We start from the raw sequence: 14,353 nt of genomic DNA, 5'->3' as shown, positions 1-14,353 counted from the left end.
TATCATGCGCGCCATTGGCCGTAGCGCCCCGCCGCTCCCTGCGGGAACCCCAAAAAACCGCCACCCGATTCAAGCACATGGAGTCAGCATGACCGTCAAAAACGCCTTCTACGCCCAGTCGGGCGGAGTCACCGCCGTGATCAACGCCTCCGCCGCTGGCGTGATCGAAACCGCTCGCCAGCACCCGGACCGAATTGGCAAGGTCTATGCCGGGCGCAACGGCATCATCGGCGCCCTGACCGAAGACCTGATCGACACCAGCCTGGAATCACCCGAAAATATCGCCGCTCTGCGTCACACCCCCTCCGGCGCCTTCGGCTCCTGCCGCTACAAACTGAAAAGCCTGGAAGCCAACCGCGCCGAATACGAGCGCCTGATCGAGGTGTTCAAGGCCCATAACATCGGCTACTTCTTCTATAACGGCGGTGGCGACTCGGCCGACACCTGCCTGAAGGTCTCGCAACTGGCAGAAAAGATGGGCTACCCGATTCAGGCCATCCATGTACCCAAGACCGTCGACAACGACCTGCCGATCACCGACTGCTGCCCCGGCTTCGGCTCAGTGGCCAAGTATGTCGCCACCTCGATTCGCGAAGCCGGTTTCGACGTTGCCTCGATGGGCGCCACTTCGACCAAGGTCTTCATCCTCGAAGTCATGGGTCGTCACGCTGGCTGGATTACTGCGGCCTGCGGCCTAGCCAGCGAAGGTGAAGGTCAACCGCCACACATTCTGCTGTTCCCCGAAGTCCAGTTTGACCAGGTCAAATTCCTGGCCCGGGTCGATGAGTGCGTCAAGACTTATGGCTATTGCGTGATTGGCGTTTCCGAAGGGATCAAGAACAGCGACGGCAAGTTCCTCTCCGAAACCGGCCTGACCGACGCTTTCGGCCATGCCCAGCTGGGCGGCGTGGCGCCGACCATCGCCAAGCTGGTCAAGGATGAACTGGGTTACAAGTATCACTGGGCCGTGGCCGATTACCTGCAGCGCGCCGCCCGTCACATTGCCTCCAAGGTCGATGTCGAGCAAGCCTATGCGCTAGGTCAGGCAGCGGTTAACATCGCCTTGGAAGGCAAGAACTCGGTGATGCCGGCAATCCGCCGCCTGCAGGATGCGCCCTACCAGTGGGATATCATTGAAGCCCCGCTCAAGGACGTGGCCAACGTCGAGAAGTTCATGCCCCGCGAGTTCATCAGCGAAGACGGCCTGCACATCACCGAGGCCTGCCGCCGCTACCTGTCGCCGTTGATTCAGGGCGAAGACTACCCGCCATTCAAGAATGGTCTGCCCGATTATGTGCGTCTGCAGAATCTGGCCGTGGAGCGCAAGCTCCCGGAATTCAAGATCTGATCGCGAAACGGGACGGAACCGAAAAGGGCTGGTATCAACCAGCCCTTTTTTGTATCACTCGAAAGCCGGCACCACGGCGCCCTGATACTTCTCTTCAATAAAGGCCTTGACCTCGGCACTGTGCAGCGCCTGAGCCAGCTTCTGGATCGCCGGGTTGTCGGCATTGTCGACGCGGGTCACCAGGATGTTGACGTAGGGCGAGTCGGAACCCTCTATCACCAACGCATCTTCACTCGGATTCAGCCCGGCCTCCAGCGCATAGTTGGTATTGATCAGTGCCAGATCAACCTGGCCCAGAACCCTCGGCAGGGTCGCTGCTTCCAGTTCACGAACCCGGATGCGCTTGGGGTTGTCGGCGATGTCGCGCGGGGTAGAAAGGATATTGCCGGCATCCTTGAGCCCGATTAGCCCAGCCTTCTGCAGTAACAGCAGCGCCCGACCACCGTTGGTGGCATCGTTGGGAATTACCACATTGGCGCCATTGGGCAGATCATCCAAGCTCTCGACCTTGCGTGAATAGGCACCGAACGGCTCAATATGCACGCCAGCGACGCTGACCAGTTCAGTGCCGCGGCTGCTGTTGAACTCGTCAAGATAGGGCTGGTGCTGAAAGAAGTTGGCGTCCAGGCGTTTCTCCGCCACCTGCACATTGGGCTGGACATAATCGGTGAACACCCGGATATCCAGCTCGACGCCCTCACTGGCCAGGGCCGGCTTGACGAATTCGAGAATTTCCGCGTGAGGCACCGCCGTAGCGGCGATACTGATCTTGTCGGCGGCCTGCGCCGGCAGCACACCAAGACCGGCGGCGACAGCAAAGGCAGTCAGCAATTTTTTCATCATTAAGCTCCTTGTGGGATTTGATTCAGGTGCGCAGCGGATAACCCTGCACCTGTGTTTTCTATTTAAACAGCACATCACTTACGGGAAAAATGCACCACCAGCCGGTCACCAACGCTTTGCAGCACCTGCACCAGCACCAGCAGCAATACCACGGTCACCACCATCACATCCGGCTGATAGCGCTGATAACCATAGCGCACCGCCAAATCACCCAGTCCGCCGCCACCGATCAGCCCGGACATCGCGGTGTAGGACACCAGGGTAATGGCGGTAACCGTGGTCGCCGCCACGATACCCGGCAACGCCTCTGGCAGCAGCGCATTGATCACGATCTGGCGTGGTGTGGCCCCCATGGCCTGGGTCGCCTCGATGATCCCGCGATCGACTTCACGCAGCGCAGTCTCGACCAGACGGGCGAAAAACGGCGTGGCCCCCACAACCAGTGGCGGAATAGCCCCAGCCACCCCCAGCGAAGTCCCGGTGATCACCACGGTAAAGGGAATCATAACGATCAGCAAAATAACGAACGGCACTGAACGAACAATATTCACCAACAGCGACAGCAGACCATAGAAGGCTTTCTGCTCGAACATCTGGCGCGGACCAGTAAGAAACAGCAAAACCCCGAGCGGCAAGCCAAACAACACAGTAAACAGCATTGAGCCGCCTAGCATGCTCAGGGTATCGAGACTGGCCTGCCAGATTTCCGGCCAGTTGACGTTGGGCAGCAGAGCATCCATCAGCGCAGCACCTCCAGATGCACATCGGCCCGGGCAAAGCAGGCCAGCGCCGCCTCGATGTCGCCACCGGTGAGCGCCAGCGTCAACTGGCCATAGGGGGTTTGCTTGATCCGGTCGATACGCCCGGCCAGGATGCTGTAATCCACCCCGGTCTCACGCGCCACGCTACCAAGCAGCGGTGCGTAAGTCGCCTCACCCTGGAAGGTCAGACGCAGGATGCGGCCCTCGACATGGGCAAAATCATCACGCTGCTCGCTTTCATCAACCTGCTCGGATTCCAGTACGAAACGCCGGGTGGTCGAATGCTGCGGATGCAGGAACACCTCGGCTACCGGCCCCAGCTCGACAATCTGCCCAGCGTCCATGACCGCCACCCGGTCGCAAACCCGACGGATCACATCCATCTCATGGGTAATCAGTACGATCGTCAGGTTCAGCTCGCTATTAATCTGAGCCAGCAACTGCAACACCGACGCAGTAGTCTGCGGATCAAGGGCACTGGTGGCCTCGTCGCAGAGCAGAATCTTCGGCCGGGTAGCCAGTGCCCGGGCAATTCCGACCCGCTGTTTCTGGCCGCCGGACAACTGCGCCGGATACTTGTTAGCGTGCTCATTGAGCCCGACCCGCGCCAGCAATTCGTCGACCCGCCGGGCGATCTCGGCGCGCGACAATTCACCCGCCAGTCTGAGCGGCAGCGCCACGTTATCGGCCACGGTCTTGGACGACAGCAAATTGAAATGCTGGAAAATCATCCCGACCTGCTGGCGAAACCGCCGCAACCCGGTAGCCTGTAGCCCGGTGACATCTTCGCCATCAATCACGATCCGTCCACCCGAGGGCTCCTCGAGCCGGTTGATCAGGCGCAGCAAGGTGCTTTTGCCTGCCCCGGAATGACCGATGATGCCGAATACCTCTCCGCGAGCTATTTGCAGATCGGTCGGCTGCAGCGCCGGGATCGACTGCCCAGCAACACGATAGGCCTTGTGGACCTGGTGAAAATCAATCACGCATTAACCTTTTAACAGAATGCAGATATAAGAAGCTGTCGGCCGGCATGTTTGGCCCGCCACAGCCCAGACCGCAAAATCGTCATAAACCGTGCATTATAGCTAGATAAGATAACTAACTCCCAGCACAACGGGACCAGTTGCCAAGCGCGACTACCCGGTCAGTGTTGGCGATTGAAGATTTCCAGCGTCTGGGGCAGGATGTACTGACCGGCACAACAGTACCGGGCACTATCTGACCAGCATCGAGGATTGAGTATGCGAATTGTGCAGGCCGGCGTGGATCGCCTCGACGATATCACCCCGTTGTTCATCAAGTATCGAGAGTTCTACGGCCAGTTGCCCAAGCCCGAAGCATCACGCCGCTTTCTCCATGATCGACTGGTCAACGAACAGGCCATCATCCTACTGGCAGAAGATGAAACCAGCGGCAAGGTATTGGGCTTTGCCCAGTTCATCCCCAGCTTCTCGGCTCTGACCTTGCACCCCAGCTGGGTTCTCAAGGGTATCTATGTGATTGAAGAGGCCCGCCGCCAACTGGTTGCTGATCGCATGATTAACCGCGCCAAGGAGATGGCCCGGGCTGCCGGCATCCAGCGTATGACCGTCATGACTGGCGAAGACAACAGTGCAGCTCAAAGCCTGTATCGCTCCCTGGGTTTTTCCGACGACGCTGACTTCCACTACTTCGCCCTCAAACTCTGACGCCACTTAGCGGGCCAACGCACCTGCCGGTATCTCGCCAGGTGCGTGCATGGCTACCCAGGTGACACCTTCACAGCGGCAAACCAGTACTTTTGCCCATACGACCATAGTTTTACCGGTTTTACTTGGTATCGCCGCCCTGAACGCCTATAATCCCGCCCCAATATTTCACATGCCCGAGTCAGGTATCCCATGAGCTACGACCAGATCCCCGCAGGCAAGGACATCCCTAACGACATTTACGTCGCCATTGAAATCCCGGCTCAGCACGCGCCGATCAAATATGAAATCGACAAGGACAGCAGCACCCTGTTCGTCGATCGATTCATGGCCACCCCGATGTTCTATCCGGCCAACTACGGTTATATCCCCAATACCCTGGCCGATGACGGCGACCCGCTGGACGTGCTGGTGGTAACGCCCTACCCGGTCGCACCGGGTTCGGTAATCCGGTCACGTCCGGTAGGCGTTCTGCACATGACCGACGATGGTGGCGGTGATGCCAAGCTGGTCGCCGTACCGCACGACAAGCTGAGCGTGCTGTACCGTGACGTCAAGGAATACACCGACCTGCCTGAACTGCTGATCCAGCAGATCCAGCACTTCTTCGAGAACTACAAAGATCTGGAAGCCGGCAAATGGGTCAAGATCGACCGTTGGGGCAACGCTGATGAAGCCCGTGCGGAAATCGTTAAGGCTGTGAACGCTTATCAAAAATAAGCGTTCGGCCCCAGTGCCCTGTCCGCTGCATTCAGCTCCGCTCTGAAGCGATAACGAACCTAGCGGACAGGGCACTCCAAAAGCCGGCCACAAGCTGGCTTTTTTTATGCCTGAATAACAGACCTGCTAGAGGAACACTGATTAAATCGTTTCGGTGTTAGCCCAATTGTCGCGGACCTGTTCTGGACACGCCGTGAACCCCCTCCGGGTCCGGCCAACCGATCACAGATCGGTCGGCGTTCGGCTGCGCACGAAGCATGCTTCGTAAACGCTTGCCTCACCCATGGGGGGCTTGACGATGCCCGTCCGACCGCCAGGGATGGCGGAAGTGTCGAAAATGCAGGAGCAATTTTCGACCAGGGCATCGACAGTCCAGAACAGGTCAGCGACAACCGGGCTACTAAGCTTGCGTGTAATCAATCAGTGTTTTCTTAGGAGCCAAGCATGGACGACCGCTATTTTGACCAACTGAGCAGTCATCTGGCGCAGAAAATCTATGCTGGCCCCAAGGGTGCCATTCGTCTGGCCGTACTGACCCGCGACCTGCAGGAGTGGCTGGCAGAGCTGCCGGCACGGCCCCTGCGGATTCTGGACGTAGGGGCCGGGCTTGGCCACATCAGTGCCTGGCTGGCCGCACAGGGACATCAGGTCACCGTCAGCGAGCCCGCCAGTGAAATGCTGACAGCCGCTGAGCAACGCCTGCAAGCGGCCGGCACCCCCGCAACGGCTTACTGGCCATTGCCGCTGCAGGAACTGCCGGCCCAGGGGCAAACATTCGACCTGGTCATCTGTCATGCCGTACTGGAATGGCTGGCCGCCCCACATCAGGCCCTGCACCACCTACGTGCCCTGCTCAACCCGCAAGGGGCCCTGTCGCTGGCATTCTACAACCGTGACGCACTGATCTACCGCAACCTGATCAAGGGCCAGTTTCGCAAACTTGAGCGCCAACAGTTGGCGGGCGTCGGCCAGCGCGGCCTGACCCCACAACACCCGCTGGACCCGCGCGAGGTCCAGCAGTGGGCTAGCCAGGCGGGCCTGCACAAACAGCAGGCTAGTGGTATCCGGGTGTTTTATGACTACATGCCGCCACACTGGCAACAACAGGCCAGCAGCGAAGACCTGATACGCGAAGAACTGATCTACAGCCGCCACCCGGCTTACCAGCACCTGGGCCGCTACCTGCATTGGTGGTTACGGGCGCAGTGACCGCCGCCAGCGTGAGCGCCGGCCACAGCACCTACGACTTGGGAAACCAGCTATCCTGACGCCAGAGATAGACGAACCAGCCACCGAGTAAGGCCCCACGCGCCAGCATGAACAGATGAAAGCCCAGCCACAGGCCATGGTTACCGCTATCACGTAGCAGCCAGGCCACCGGCACATACAGACCGAATACCGCCAGCAGCATGCTGTTGCGCATCGCCCGAGCCCGAGTCGCGCCAATAAACAGCCCATCGAGCAGATAGCTCCAGACCGCGACCAGCGGCATCAACGCCATCCAGGGCAAATAGGCCTGGGCCACCGCACGCACCTCGTCGAGATTGGTCAGGCGATTGATGATCCATGGGCCAAACAGACTGAAAGCCAACACAAAGCCCACGCCAACCAGCAGCGACCAGCCCAGAGTCACCACCAGCACCCGCTTGAAAGCCGCACGATTGCGCTGCCCCAGAGCACGCCCTCCCAGCGCCTCGACCGCATGGGCCAAGCCATCCAGGCCATGGGAGGTCAGCAACAGAAAGTTCAATAACACCGCATTGGCCGCCACCACCGCATCGCCCTGGCGCGCACCCTGCAGCACCAACAAGTAGAACACCAGTTCCAGTGCCAGGGTACGGATCAGAATGTCGCGGTTGACCCGCAACAACGGTGCCGCGCCGCGTAGCCGGATCGCCGCCAGCCAGTCCAGTCGCCCCGGATGCTCGGCCAGCAACTGGCGCACCAACAGCAAACCCAGCAGCAAACCCAGATAATCGCTGATCACCGTGGCCAGAGCTGCACCAGCCACGCCCCAACCCAGGCCAACTACCAGCAGCAGGTCCAGCAGCACGTTACTCAGATTGACGGTCAGCAGCAGATACAACGGTGCCCGACCGCGCTGCATACCAATAAACCAGCCCACCAGGACGAAATTGGCCAGCGCCGCCGGCAGACTCCACAGGCGGATTTCCACATACAGGCGGGCTTGCTCCAGCAGCTCGGGCGAGCTGTCGATAAAGTACAGGCCTGCGGCAATCAACGGCGCCTGCAAGACCAGCACCGCCAGCGCGATCAGTACGGCCAGCCACAGCGGTTGTAACAAGACCCGGCGAATACCATCACCATCGCCGCTGCCGCAGGCCTGGGCGGCGAAGCCGGTGGTGCCCATGCGCAGGAAACCGGCTGCCCACAGCACAAAGGTGATCAAGGCAGTGCCAACCGCCACTCCACCCAGGTAATGGGCTCCGTCCAGGTGACCGATTACCGCAGTATCGACCAGTCCCACCAGCGGCACGCTGATATTGGACAGGATCATTGGCGTGGCCAGCCCCCAGACTTTGCGCTGGGTTTCACGATCGCGCCAGGCTTGGCGCCAGCTACGCAGACTCAAGGTCAAGCTCATCAGCCTCCGGCGCGCTTGACCTTGAAACCTTCGGCTGTCAGCAGCTCACAGACCAGCTCGGCCTTGTCACCCTGAATCTCGATCACCCCATCCTTGACTGCACCGCCACAGCCACAGCGGTTTTTCAGACGCTTGGCCAGTGTCTTCAGCTCATCGCCAGCCAATAAGACACCACTGACTGTGGTCACGGTCTTGCCACCACGCCCCTTGGTCTCGCGCCGAACCCGTACCACCCCATCTCCCGAGGGCATCTCGGCCTGGCCGCAGCAGCACTGCTCGGTCGGTTGGCGACAGTCAGGACACATGCGCCCAGCATCGGTTGAGTACACCAGGCCACCGAGGGCCTCGAGTCCTTTGGCTTTTTTCATCTATTCATTCCAGCAACTGCCCGGCCCGCCAACGCTCCAGAGCCAGCAGCGAGTCCGGGGTATAACGTTCATCATCCTGGCGCCAGTCTGTGTCCAGATCAATCCAGCGCACCGCCAGCACCTCTTCCGGCTGCATTTCAATCGGGCCATCCCAGCGACAACTGAATACTGCACCCCACAACCGACTTTCCGGGGCATCGTAGAAAAACCGCCCATGGCTGTGCAAATCGACCCCGGCCACCCCCAGCTCCTCAGCCAGTTCGCGCCGGGCGCCCTCAAGATAACTTTCCCCGGCAGCCACCAGACCGCCTGCGGCGACATCCCAATACCCCGGATAGAGCCGCTTGTGCAGAGTGCGCTGATGCAGGCACAGCTGCCCGGTCGCATTGAACACGAAGATGTAGGTACAGCGGGTAATCAGTCGCTCGCTCTGAACCTGCGCCCGACTGACCTGCGCCAGCGGCTGATCCTGCTCATCGACACTGAGCACCTGCTCAGCCGCCGAGCGGGCCAGATAGGCATCGATTTTCCGACTATCCACGCTCAGCCCTGCTCCAGCAGACGACGCAGATCGATAAGCGCAGCATTGGCCCGCGACAGGTAATTGGCCATGACCAGCGAATGATTGGCCAGCACCCCGAAGCCGCTACCGTTGAGCACCATAGGGCTCCATAGCGGCGCCTGAGTCGCCTCCAGATCGCGAATGATCTGCTGCAGGCTGACCTGGGCATTCTTTTTGCCCAGCACCTCGGCATAGTCCTGCTCCACCGCCCGCAACAGGTGAACCAACGCCCAGGAGGTGCCCCGCGCCTCATAAAACACATCGTCGATTTGGGTCCAGGGTGTACGTTCACGCGCGCGCCCACTATCGCTCAAAGGTTCGCGACCGACACTGGCCGACAGTCGCTGCGACAGCGAACCGAGCCGGGTGCTGACATCACCCAGCCAACTGGCCAGACTGTCGGCTCGGGGATAAAAGGCTGCATCGCCCTGTTGCAGACGCTGTTCATAGCTGGCCAGCGCGCGCAGCCCGTCACGGTACTCACTTTCACTGGCGGGCATGGCCCAGCTCTTGTTGTCAAAATGAAAGCGCGGCTCGGCCCGCGCCAAATCACGGTCTTCAGTCGATTGTGACTGCGAGCGGGCCATATCACGGCGCAGTGCCCGGGTCATGTCGCGCACCTGCACCAGCACACCAAACTCCCAGTTCGGCATGTTGTCCATCATCAATCCGGGCGGCATGATGTCGTTGCTGATGAATCCGCCAGGTTTGTCCAGCAGCGTTGTCATCACCGCCTGCAAGGTCTGCACGGTCAACTCGCCCTCGACTCGCGCCTCACGCGCAGTAACCAGCGGCTCAAGGCCCGGCTCACGACTCCAATACCAGCCCAGCAGCAGGCACAGTAGTACATAGGCCAGTACCACGAGCCCCAGCAGCTTGCTGATCAACGGCCCACCCAGCCAGGCCCGTGCTGACTCCAGACTGTCTCCAAGACGCTCATTGGCGTCCTGCATGGAACGCTTGGCAAATTTCATCGCCACTCTCCCTTGTTATCCGACAACAGGATATCATCTCCCAAGGCCTACTGCCGTGTCCCGCACCCCATTGCCGCTGCGCCCGGAAACAGCCTGGGACAGATTGCCTCTCGGCAGAGCCTGCGCAACTCGATATGATGGCAACAACTCAAAACTCGGATACCCCATGCAGTTGTTACGCCTTCTACTGATTTGCTGGCTGACCTTCGCCGGTCTGGCCCAAGCCAACCCCTTCAGCCAGAGCAGTACAGGCGCGCTCGGGCTGCTTGATGGCAGCGGCGGTCAGGCCAACTTTCTGCCAGTCCATGAAGCTTTCCGCCCGGGTATTGTCGAAGCCGACGCCGAGCGCATTGTGCTCATCTTTGAAATCGCGCCCGAATACTATCTCTACCGTCACCGGCTGGATTTCCAGCTCCAGGGCGGCAGCCAGTCGATCCAGCAGGTCCTGCTGCCCGACGGCCTGCACAAGACCGACGAGTTCTTTGGTGATGTCGAGGTCTACTACAACCAGTTGCAGGTCGAACTGCGGCTGAGCGCCGGCACCCAACCGGGCCGGCAACTGCGGGTTGACTTCCAGGGCTGCGCCGACGCCGGCCTGTGCTACCCACCGGAAACCGTGCTGCTGAATCTGCCTGGAGCAGGAGCAGAACCCACTCTGCCGGCCGCCGGTTCCGGAGTTTTTCAGGGCCTGCTCGACAACCAGCAACTGGGCTGGGCGCTGCTGCTGTTCTTCCTCGCCGGACTGGGGCTGACCTTCACCCCCTGCGTCCTGCCCATGCTGCCGATTCTGTCCAGCCTGGTGCTCGGCCGCCAGGATATCGACCGGTTTCGCGCCTGTGCCCTGGCGCTCAGTTATGTACTGGCCATGGCCATCAGCTTTGCCCTGATCGGCGCCCTGATCGGGCTGTTCGGCGCGGCGCTGAACATTCAGGCGCGATTGCAGTCGGCCTGGGTTCTGGGTACTTTCGCCGCGTTCTTCAGCCTGTTCGCGCTGGCCATGTTCGGGGTATTCGAGCTGCGCCTGCCAGCCATGGTGCGTGAACCATTGGAGCGCCTGGGCAGCCGCACCCGCGGTGGCTCGCTGACTGGTGCAGCCCTGCTGGGCGTGCTGTCGACCCTGGTAGTGTCACCATGCATCTCCGCGCCCCTGGCCGGCGCCCTGGTCTACATCAGCGCGACCGGCGATGCCGTGGGCGGCGCCGCCAGCTTGTTCGCTTTGGCTCTGGGCATGGGCCTGCCGCTGCTGCTGGTGGCGATTTTCGGCAGCGCCCTACTACCCCGCTCCGGCCCCTGGCTGGTCACGGTCAAGCATATCTTTGGCTTCGGCTTGCTCGGTGTCGCCATCTGGCTACTGGAGCGAGTCATACCTGGCCCTCTGAGCCTGGCGTTGTGGGCTGCTCTGGCCGCTGGCTTGGCGGTGCGTCTGGGCCTGTTCGATCGCATGCCGCATGGCGCTGGTGGGCGCATCGCCCAGACCCTGTCGCTGCTTGCGGCGGTATACGCTGCGGCTGCGCTATTCGGTGCACTGGCCGGCGGCAATGACCCGCTGCGCCCACTGGCGCCACTGACTGGCAGCATTGCTCCTGCCGGCAGCAATAACAGCGGTTTTTTTACCCTGGTCGATGATCAGGCCGGCATCGCTCGTGAACTGGCTCAGGCCAAAGCCCTGAACCGTCCAGCCGTCATCGAGCTGTACGCCGACTGGTGTATCAGTTGCAAGATCATCGAACGCCAGGTCCTCAATCAACCCCAGGTGCGCCAGCAGCTGGAGGGTTTTGCCCGCATCAAGCTCGATCTGACCAGCAACAGCGCCGACCAGCGCCAATGGCTTAGCGAGCAGCAACTGTTCGGCCCGCCGGCGTTTCTGTTCTATGACCCTGCAGGGCAGGAACTGCGCGCCCTGCGCCTGCAGGGCGAGGTCGATCTTGAGACCTTCACCAGCCGCCTGAGTGCTATCCCACAAGGATAATTTTCGGCGTACATGCGGGCATCATGCCGGTATCTGGTGGCAATCGACTGATTCTGGACAGCGCGCCAGGATTCCGGCAAACTCCAGCCCATAACTGACCCATGGGTCACCACTGTCGCCATTCATGGAACAACAACTAATGGCTAGCATTCTGGTCCTGCACGGCCCCAACCTGAATTTGCTCGGCACCCGTGAACCGGGCGTCTACGGCGCAACCACGCTGGAACAGATCAACCAGCGCCTGCGCGAACGCGCCACCGCACTTGGCCACCATTTGCTGAACCTGCAAAGCAACGCCGAACACGAACTGATCGAACGCATTCATGCCGCGCGCGATGAAGCCATCGACTTCATCATCATCAATCCGGCTGCTTTTACACATACCAGCGTGGCAATACGTGACGCATTGCTGGCTGTGAGCATCCCATTCATCGAAGTGCATTTATCCAACGTGTATAAACGCGAAGCGTTCCGCCATCACTCGTACTTCTCGGATGTTGCCGAGGGCGTGATTTGCGGGCTCGGCGCTCAAGGGTACGAACTGGCCCTGGAAGCGGCAATACACAACATTGAACAACGTAACTGAACAATCTACGCCACCCTACAGCTCTGGAGTGCAAGCACCAATGGATATCCGCAAAGTCAAGAAACTGATCGAACTTCTGGAAGAGTCCGGCATCGACGAACTGGAAATTCACGAGGGTGAGGAATCAGTCCGTATCAGCCGCCACAGCAAGCAGCTTGCCGCCCCCCAGCAATTCTACGCTCCGCCGGCCCCGGTAGCCGCCGCGCCAGCAGCGCCAGCTGCCGCTGCTGCTCCGGCCGCAGAAGCCCCAGCTACCGAGCCCAGCGGCCATCTGGTTCGCTCGCCGATGGTTGGCACTTTCTATCGCTCGCCCTCACCGTCGGCACCGTCCTTCGCCGAAGTTGGCCAGACCGTCAAGGCAGGCGATGTCCTGTGTATCGTTGAAGCCATGAAGATGATGAACCACATCGAGGCCGACAAGAGCGGCGTGATCCAGGCCATCCTGGTCGATAACGGTCAGCCGGTGGAATTCGATCAACCCCTGTTCAGCATCGCCTGAGCCCAAACCGGAGGCTGCGATGCAAAAAGTCCTGATTGCCAACCGCGGTGAAATTGCCCTGCGCGTCATTCGTGCCTGCAAGGAACTGGGGTTGAAAACTGTGGCCGTGCACTCCACGGCTGACCGTGAACTCATGCACCTGGCACTGGCCGACGAAACCGTCTGTATCGGCCCAGCCAATGCCACCGAGTCCTACCTGAACATCCCGGCGATCATCAGCGCCGCCGAAGTCACCGGCGCCGACGGCATTCACCCCGGCTATGGTTTCCTGGCCGAACGTGCCGACTTCGCCGAGCAGGTTGAGCGCTCCGGCTTCACCTTTATCGGCCCCAGCGCCGAGGTGATTCGGCTGATGGGCGACAAGGTCTCGGCGATCGAAGCAATGAAGAAGGCCGGCGTTCCTACGGTGCCGGGCTCTGATGGCCCGCTGCCGGAAGACGATGACCAGCGCTGCCTGGAAATCGGTCGCCAGGTCGGCTATCCGGTGATCATCAAGGCCGCCGGTGGCGGCGGCGGGCGCGGCATGCGTGTGGTGCACCAGGAAGAGGATCTGCTCAAATCGATCCGCCTGACCCGGACCGAAGCCGGTGCCGCCTTCGGCAACCCGATGGTTTATCTGGAAAAGTTCCTGACCAACCCGCGTCACGTTGAAGTCCAGGTGCTTTCCGATGGCCAGGGCAACGCCGTTCACCTGGGAGATCGTGACTGCTCGCTGCAACGCCGACACCAGAAAATCATCGAGGAAGCCCCAGCCCCGGGCATCGACGAGAAGGCCCGGGCCGAAGTCCAGGCCCGCTGCGTCAAGGCCTGTATCGATCTTGGCTACCGTGGCGCCGGCACCTTCGAGTTCCTCTATGAAGACGGTCGCTTCTACTTCATCGAGATGAACACCCGCGTCCAGGTCGAGCACCCGGTTTCGGAGATGGTCACCGGCATCGATATCGTCAAGGAGCAGATCCTGGTCGCCGCCGGCAACAAGCTGAGCATCACCCAGGACCAGGTAAAGGTCTTTGGACATGCCATCGAGTGCCGGATCAACGCTGAAGACCCGAAAACCTTCATGCCCAGCCCCGGTACCGTGACATTCTTCCATGCTCCAGGCGGCAACGGCGTGCGGGTCGACTCGCACCTGTACAGCGGCTACAAGGTACCGCCGAACTACGACTCGCTGGTTGGCAAGCTGATCACCTATGGTGCAACCCGCGACGAGGCTCTGGCCCGGATGCGCAACGCCATCGACGAGTTGGTGGTGGACGGTATCAAGACCAACACCGAGCTGCACCGTGAACTGGTCCGCGACCCTGGGTTCTGCAAGGGCGGCGTGAACATTCACTATCTGGAACACAAACTGGGTTTGAAATAAAATCCGCCCAACGCTGAAGACAGGAACCTCAAACAGCTCCAGTCTTCGGTCACAAGCCTCAAAG

General features: G+C 60.5%; 15 protein-coding genes. 8 read left to right on the top strand and 7 right to left on the bottom strand.

The window, feature by feature from the left end:
• Positions 1-88 precede the first annotated feature (88 nt).
• Positions 89-1,348: a 6-phosphofructokinase gene (locus tag BVH74_RS09090; RefSeq protein ID WP_080049747.1), complete on the top strand. Its 1,260-nt coding sequence runs from the start codon at positions 89-91 to the stop codon at positions 1,346-1,348.
• Between the two features lie 54 nt (positions 1,349-1,402).
• Here the strand turns inward: BVH74_RS09090 and BVH74_RS09085 are convergent, their stop codons facing one another.
• From BVH74_RS09085 to BVH74_RS09075, 3 genes are all read right to left on the bottom strand, one after another.
• Complete coding sequence (locus tag BVH74_RS09085) at positions 1,403-2,188, bottom strand: MetQ/NlpA family ABC transporter substrate-binding protein (protein WP_080049746.1); 786 nt, start codon at positions 2,186-2,188, stop codon at positions 1,403-1,405.
• 77 nt (positions 2,189-2,265) lie between these two features.
• Positions 2,266-2,931: a methionine ABC transporter permease gene (locus BVH74_RS09080; protein ID WP_080049745.1), complete on the bottom strand. Its 666-nt coding sequence runs from the start codon at positions 2,929-2,931 to the stop codon at positions 2,266-2,268.
• Positions 2,931-3,938 carry a methionine ABC transporter ATP-binding protein gene (locus BVH74_RS09075; RefSeq protein WP_080049744.1) on the bottom strand — a complete coding sequence of 336 codons (1,008 nt, stop codon included), beginning with the start codon at positions 3,936-3,938 and terminating at the stop codon, positions 2,931-2,933. Before BVH74_RS09075 ends, BVH74_RS09080 begins: the two co-directional genes overlap by 1 nt.
• A gap of 258 nt (positions 3,939-4,196) precedes the next feature.
• Here BVH74_RS09075 and BVH74_RS09070 point away from each other — a divergent pair, with 258 nt between their 5' ends.
• From BVH74_RS09070 to BVH74_RS09060, 3 genes are all read left to right on the top strand, one after another.
• Positions 4,197-4,643 carry a GNAT family N-acetyltransferase gene (locus BVH74_RS09070; RefSeq protein ID WP_080049743.1) on the top strand — a complete coding sequence of 149 codons (447 nt, stop codon included), beginning with the start codon at positions 4,197-4,199 and terminating at the stop codon, positions 4,641-4,643.
• A 192-nt stretch (positions 4,644-4,835) separates the two neighbouring features.
• Positions 4,836-5,363, top strand: a complete 528-nt coding sequence (ppa, locus tag BVH74_RS09065; RefSeq protein WP_080049742.1) for an inorganic diphosphatase — start codon at positions 4,836-4,838, stop codon at positions 5,361-5,363.
• 444 nt (positions 5,364-5,807) lie between these two features.
• The gene (locus BVH74_RS09060; RefSeq protein ID WP_080049741.1) at positions 5,808-6,572 is read left to right on the top strand and encodes a methyltransferase domain-containing protein; all 765 of its coding nucleotides are present in this window, start codon (positions 5,808-5,810) and stop codon (positions 6,570-6,572) included.
• Between the two features lie 31 nt (positions 6,573-6,603).
• On the opposite strand, the gene BVH74_RS09055 is transcribed toward BVH74_RS09060, so the two are convergent.
• The 4 genes from BVH74_RS09055 to BVH74_RS09040 are packed head-to-tail and all read right to left on the bottom strand — an operon-like array spanning position 6,604 to position 9,872.
• Positions 6,604-7,968: an MATE family efflux transporter gene (locus BVH74_RS09055; RefSeq protein ID WP_080049740.1), complete on the bottom strand. Its 1,365-nt coding sequence runs from the start codon at positions 7,966-7,968 to the stop codon at positions 6,604-6,606.
• Entirely contained in the window at positions 7,968-8,336 is a 369-nt protein-coding gene (locus BVH74_RS09050) for a translation initiation factor Sui1 (protein ID WP_080049739.1), read from the bottom strand. Before BVH74_RS09050 ends, BVH74_RS09055 begins: the two co-directional genes overlap by 1 nt.
• Positions 8,337-8,340: 4 nt before the next feature.
• Positions 8,341-8,877, bottom strand: coding sequence for an NUDIX hydrolase YfcD (gene yfcD / locus BVH74_RS09045; RefSeq protein WP_231705584.1), 537 nt, complete (start codon positions 8,875-8,877; stop codon positions 8,341-8,343).
• A gap of 2 nt (positions 8,878-8,879) precedes the next feature.
• A complete protein-coding gene (locus tag BVH74_RS09040; RefSeq protein WP_080049737.1) occupies positions 8,880-9,872 on the bottom strand; it encodes a DUF2333 family protein in 993 nt (330 codons plus the stop codon).
• Positions 9,873-10,038: 166 nt separating this feature from the next.
• Between BVH74_RS09040 and dsbD the strand changes: the two genes are divergently transcribed.
• The 4 genes from dsbD (at position 10,039) to accC (ending at position 14,289) form a co-directional block, all read left to right on the top strand.
• A complete protein-coding gene (dsbD, locus tag BVH74_RS09035; RefSeq protein ID WP_080049736.1) occupies positions 10,039-11,841 on the top strand; it encodes a protein-disulfide reductase DsbD in 1,803 nt (600 codons plus the stop codon).
• 139 nt (positions 11,842-11,980) lie between these two features.
• The gene (gene aroQ / locus BVH74_RS09030; protein ID WP_080049735.1) at positions 11,981-12,427 is read left to right on the top strand and encodes a type II 3-dehydroquinate dehydratase; all 447 of its coding nucleotides are present in this window, start codon (positions 11,981-11,983) and stop codon (positions 12,425-12,427) included.
• Between the two features lie 40 nt (positions 12,428-12,467).
• Positions 12,468-12,926 carry an acetyl-CoA carboxylase biotin carboxyl carrier protein gene (gene accB / locus BVH74_RS09025; protein ID WP_080049734.1) on the top strand — a complete coding sequence of 153 codons (459 nt, stop codon included), beginning with the start codon at positions 12,468-12,470 and terminating at the stop codon, positions 12,924-12,926.
• Between the two features lie 19 nt (positions 12,927-12,945).
• The gene (accC, locus tag BVH74_RS09020) at positions 12,946-14,289 is read left to right on the top strand and encodes an acetyl-CoA carboxylase biotin carboxylase subunit (protein ID WP_080049733.1); all 1,344 of its coding nucleotides are present in this window, start codon (positions 12,946-12,948) and stop codon (positions 14,287-14,289) included.
• Positions 14,290-14,353: the final 64 nt, after the last annotated feature.

Origin of the sequence: Halopseudomonas phragmitis (genome assembly GCF_002056295.1) — a bacterium.
Lineage (GTDB): Bacteria > Pseudomonadota > Gammaproteobacteria > Pseudomonadales > Pseudomonadaceae > Halopseudomonas > Halopseudomonas phragmitis.
The sequence above is the reverse complement of the archived record's forward strand: the minus strand, read 5'-3'. Positions and strand labels throughout refer to the sequence as shown.

Bases quoted from the DNA above. Each gene is read 5' to 3' on its own strand.
- BVH74_RS09080 (WP_080049745.1), bottom strand. From the start codon at position 2,931: ATGGATGCTCTGCTGCCCAACGTCAACTGGCCGGAAATCTGGCAGGCC.
- BVH74_RS09055 (WP_080049740.1), bottom strand. From the start codon at position 7,968: ATGAGCTTGACCTTGAGTCTGCGTAGCTGGCGCCAAGCCTGGCGCGAT.
- BVH74_RS09060 (WP_080049741.1), top strand. From the start codon at position 5,808: ATGGACGACCGCTATTTTGACCAACTGAGCAGTCATCTGGCGCAGAAA.
- aroQ (WP_080049735.1), top strand. From the start codon at position 11,981: ATGGCTAGCATTCTGGTCCTGCACGGCCCCAACCTGAATTTGCTCGGC.
- BVH74_RS09050 (WP_080049739.1), bottom strand. From the start codon at position 8,336: ATGAAAAAAGCCAAAGGACTCGAGGCCCTCGGTGGCCTGGTGTACTCA.
- ppa (WP_080049742.1), top strand. From the start codon at position 4,836: ATGAGCTACGACCAGATCCCCGCAGGCAAGGACATCCCTAACGACATT.
- accB (WP_080049734.1), top strand. From the start codon at position 12,468: ATGGATATCCGCAAAGTCAAGAAACTGATCGAACTTCTGGAAGAGTCC.
- BVH74_RS09085 (WP_080049746.1), bottom strand. From the start codon at position 2,188: ATGAAAAAATTGCTGACTGCCTTTGCTGTCGCCGCCGGTCTTGGTGTG.
- dsbD (WP_080049736.1), top strand. From the start codon at position 10,039: ATGCAGTTGTTACGCCTTCTACTGATTTGCTGGCTGACCTTCGCCGGT.
- BVH74_RS09040 (WP_080049737.1), bottom strand. From the start codon at position 9,872: ATGAAATTTGCCAAGCGTTCCATGCAGGACGCCAATGAGCGTCTTGGA.
- accC (WP_080049733.1), top strand. From the start codon at position 12,946: ATGCAAAAAGTCCTGATTGCCAACCGCGGTGAAATTGCCCTGCGCGTC.
- BVH74_RS09090 (WP_080049747.1), top strand. From the start codon at position 89: ATGACCGTCAAAAACGCCTTCTACGCCCAGTCGGGCGGAGTCACCGCC.
- BVH74_RS09070 (WP_080049743.1), top strand. From the start codon at position 4,197: ATGCGAATTGTGCAGGCCGGCGTGGATCGCCTCGACGATATCACCCCG.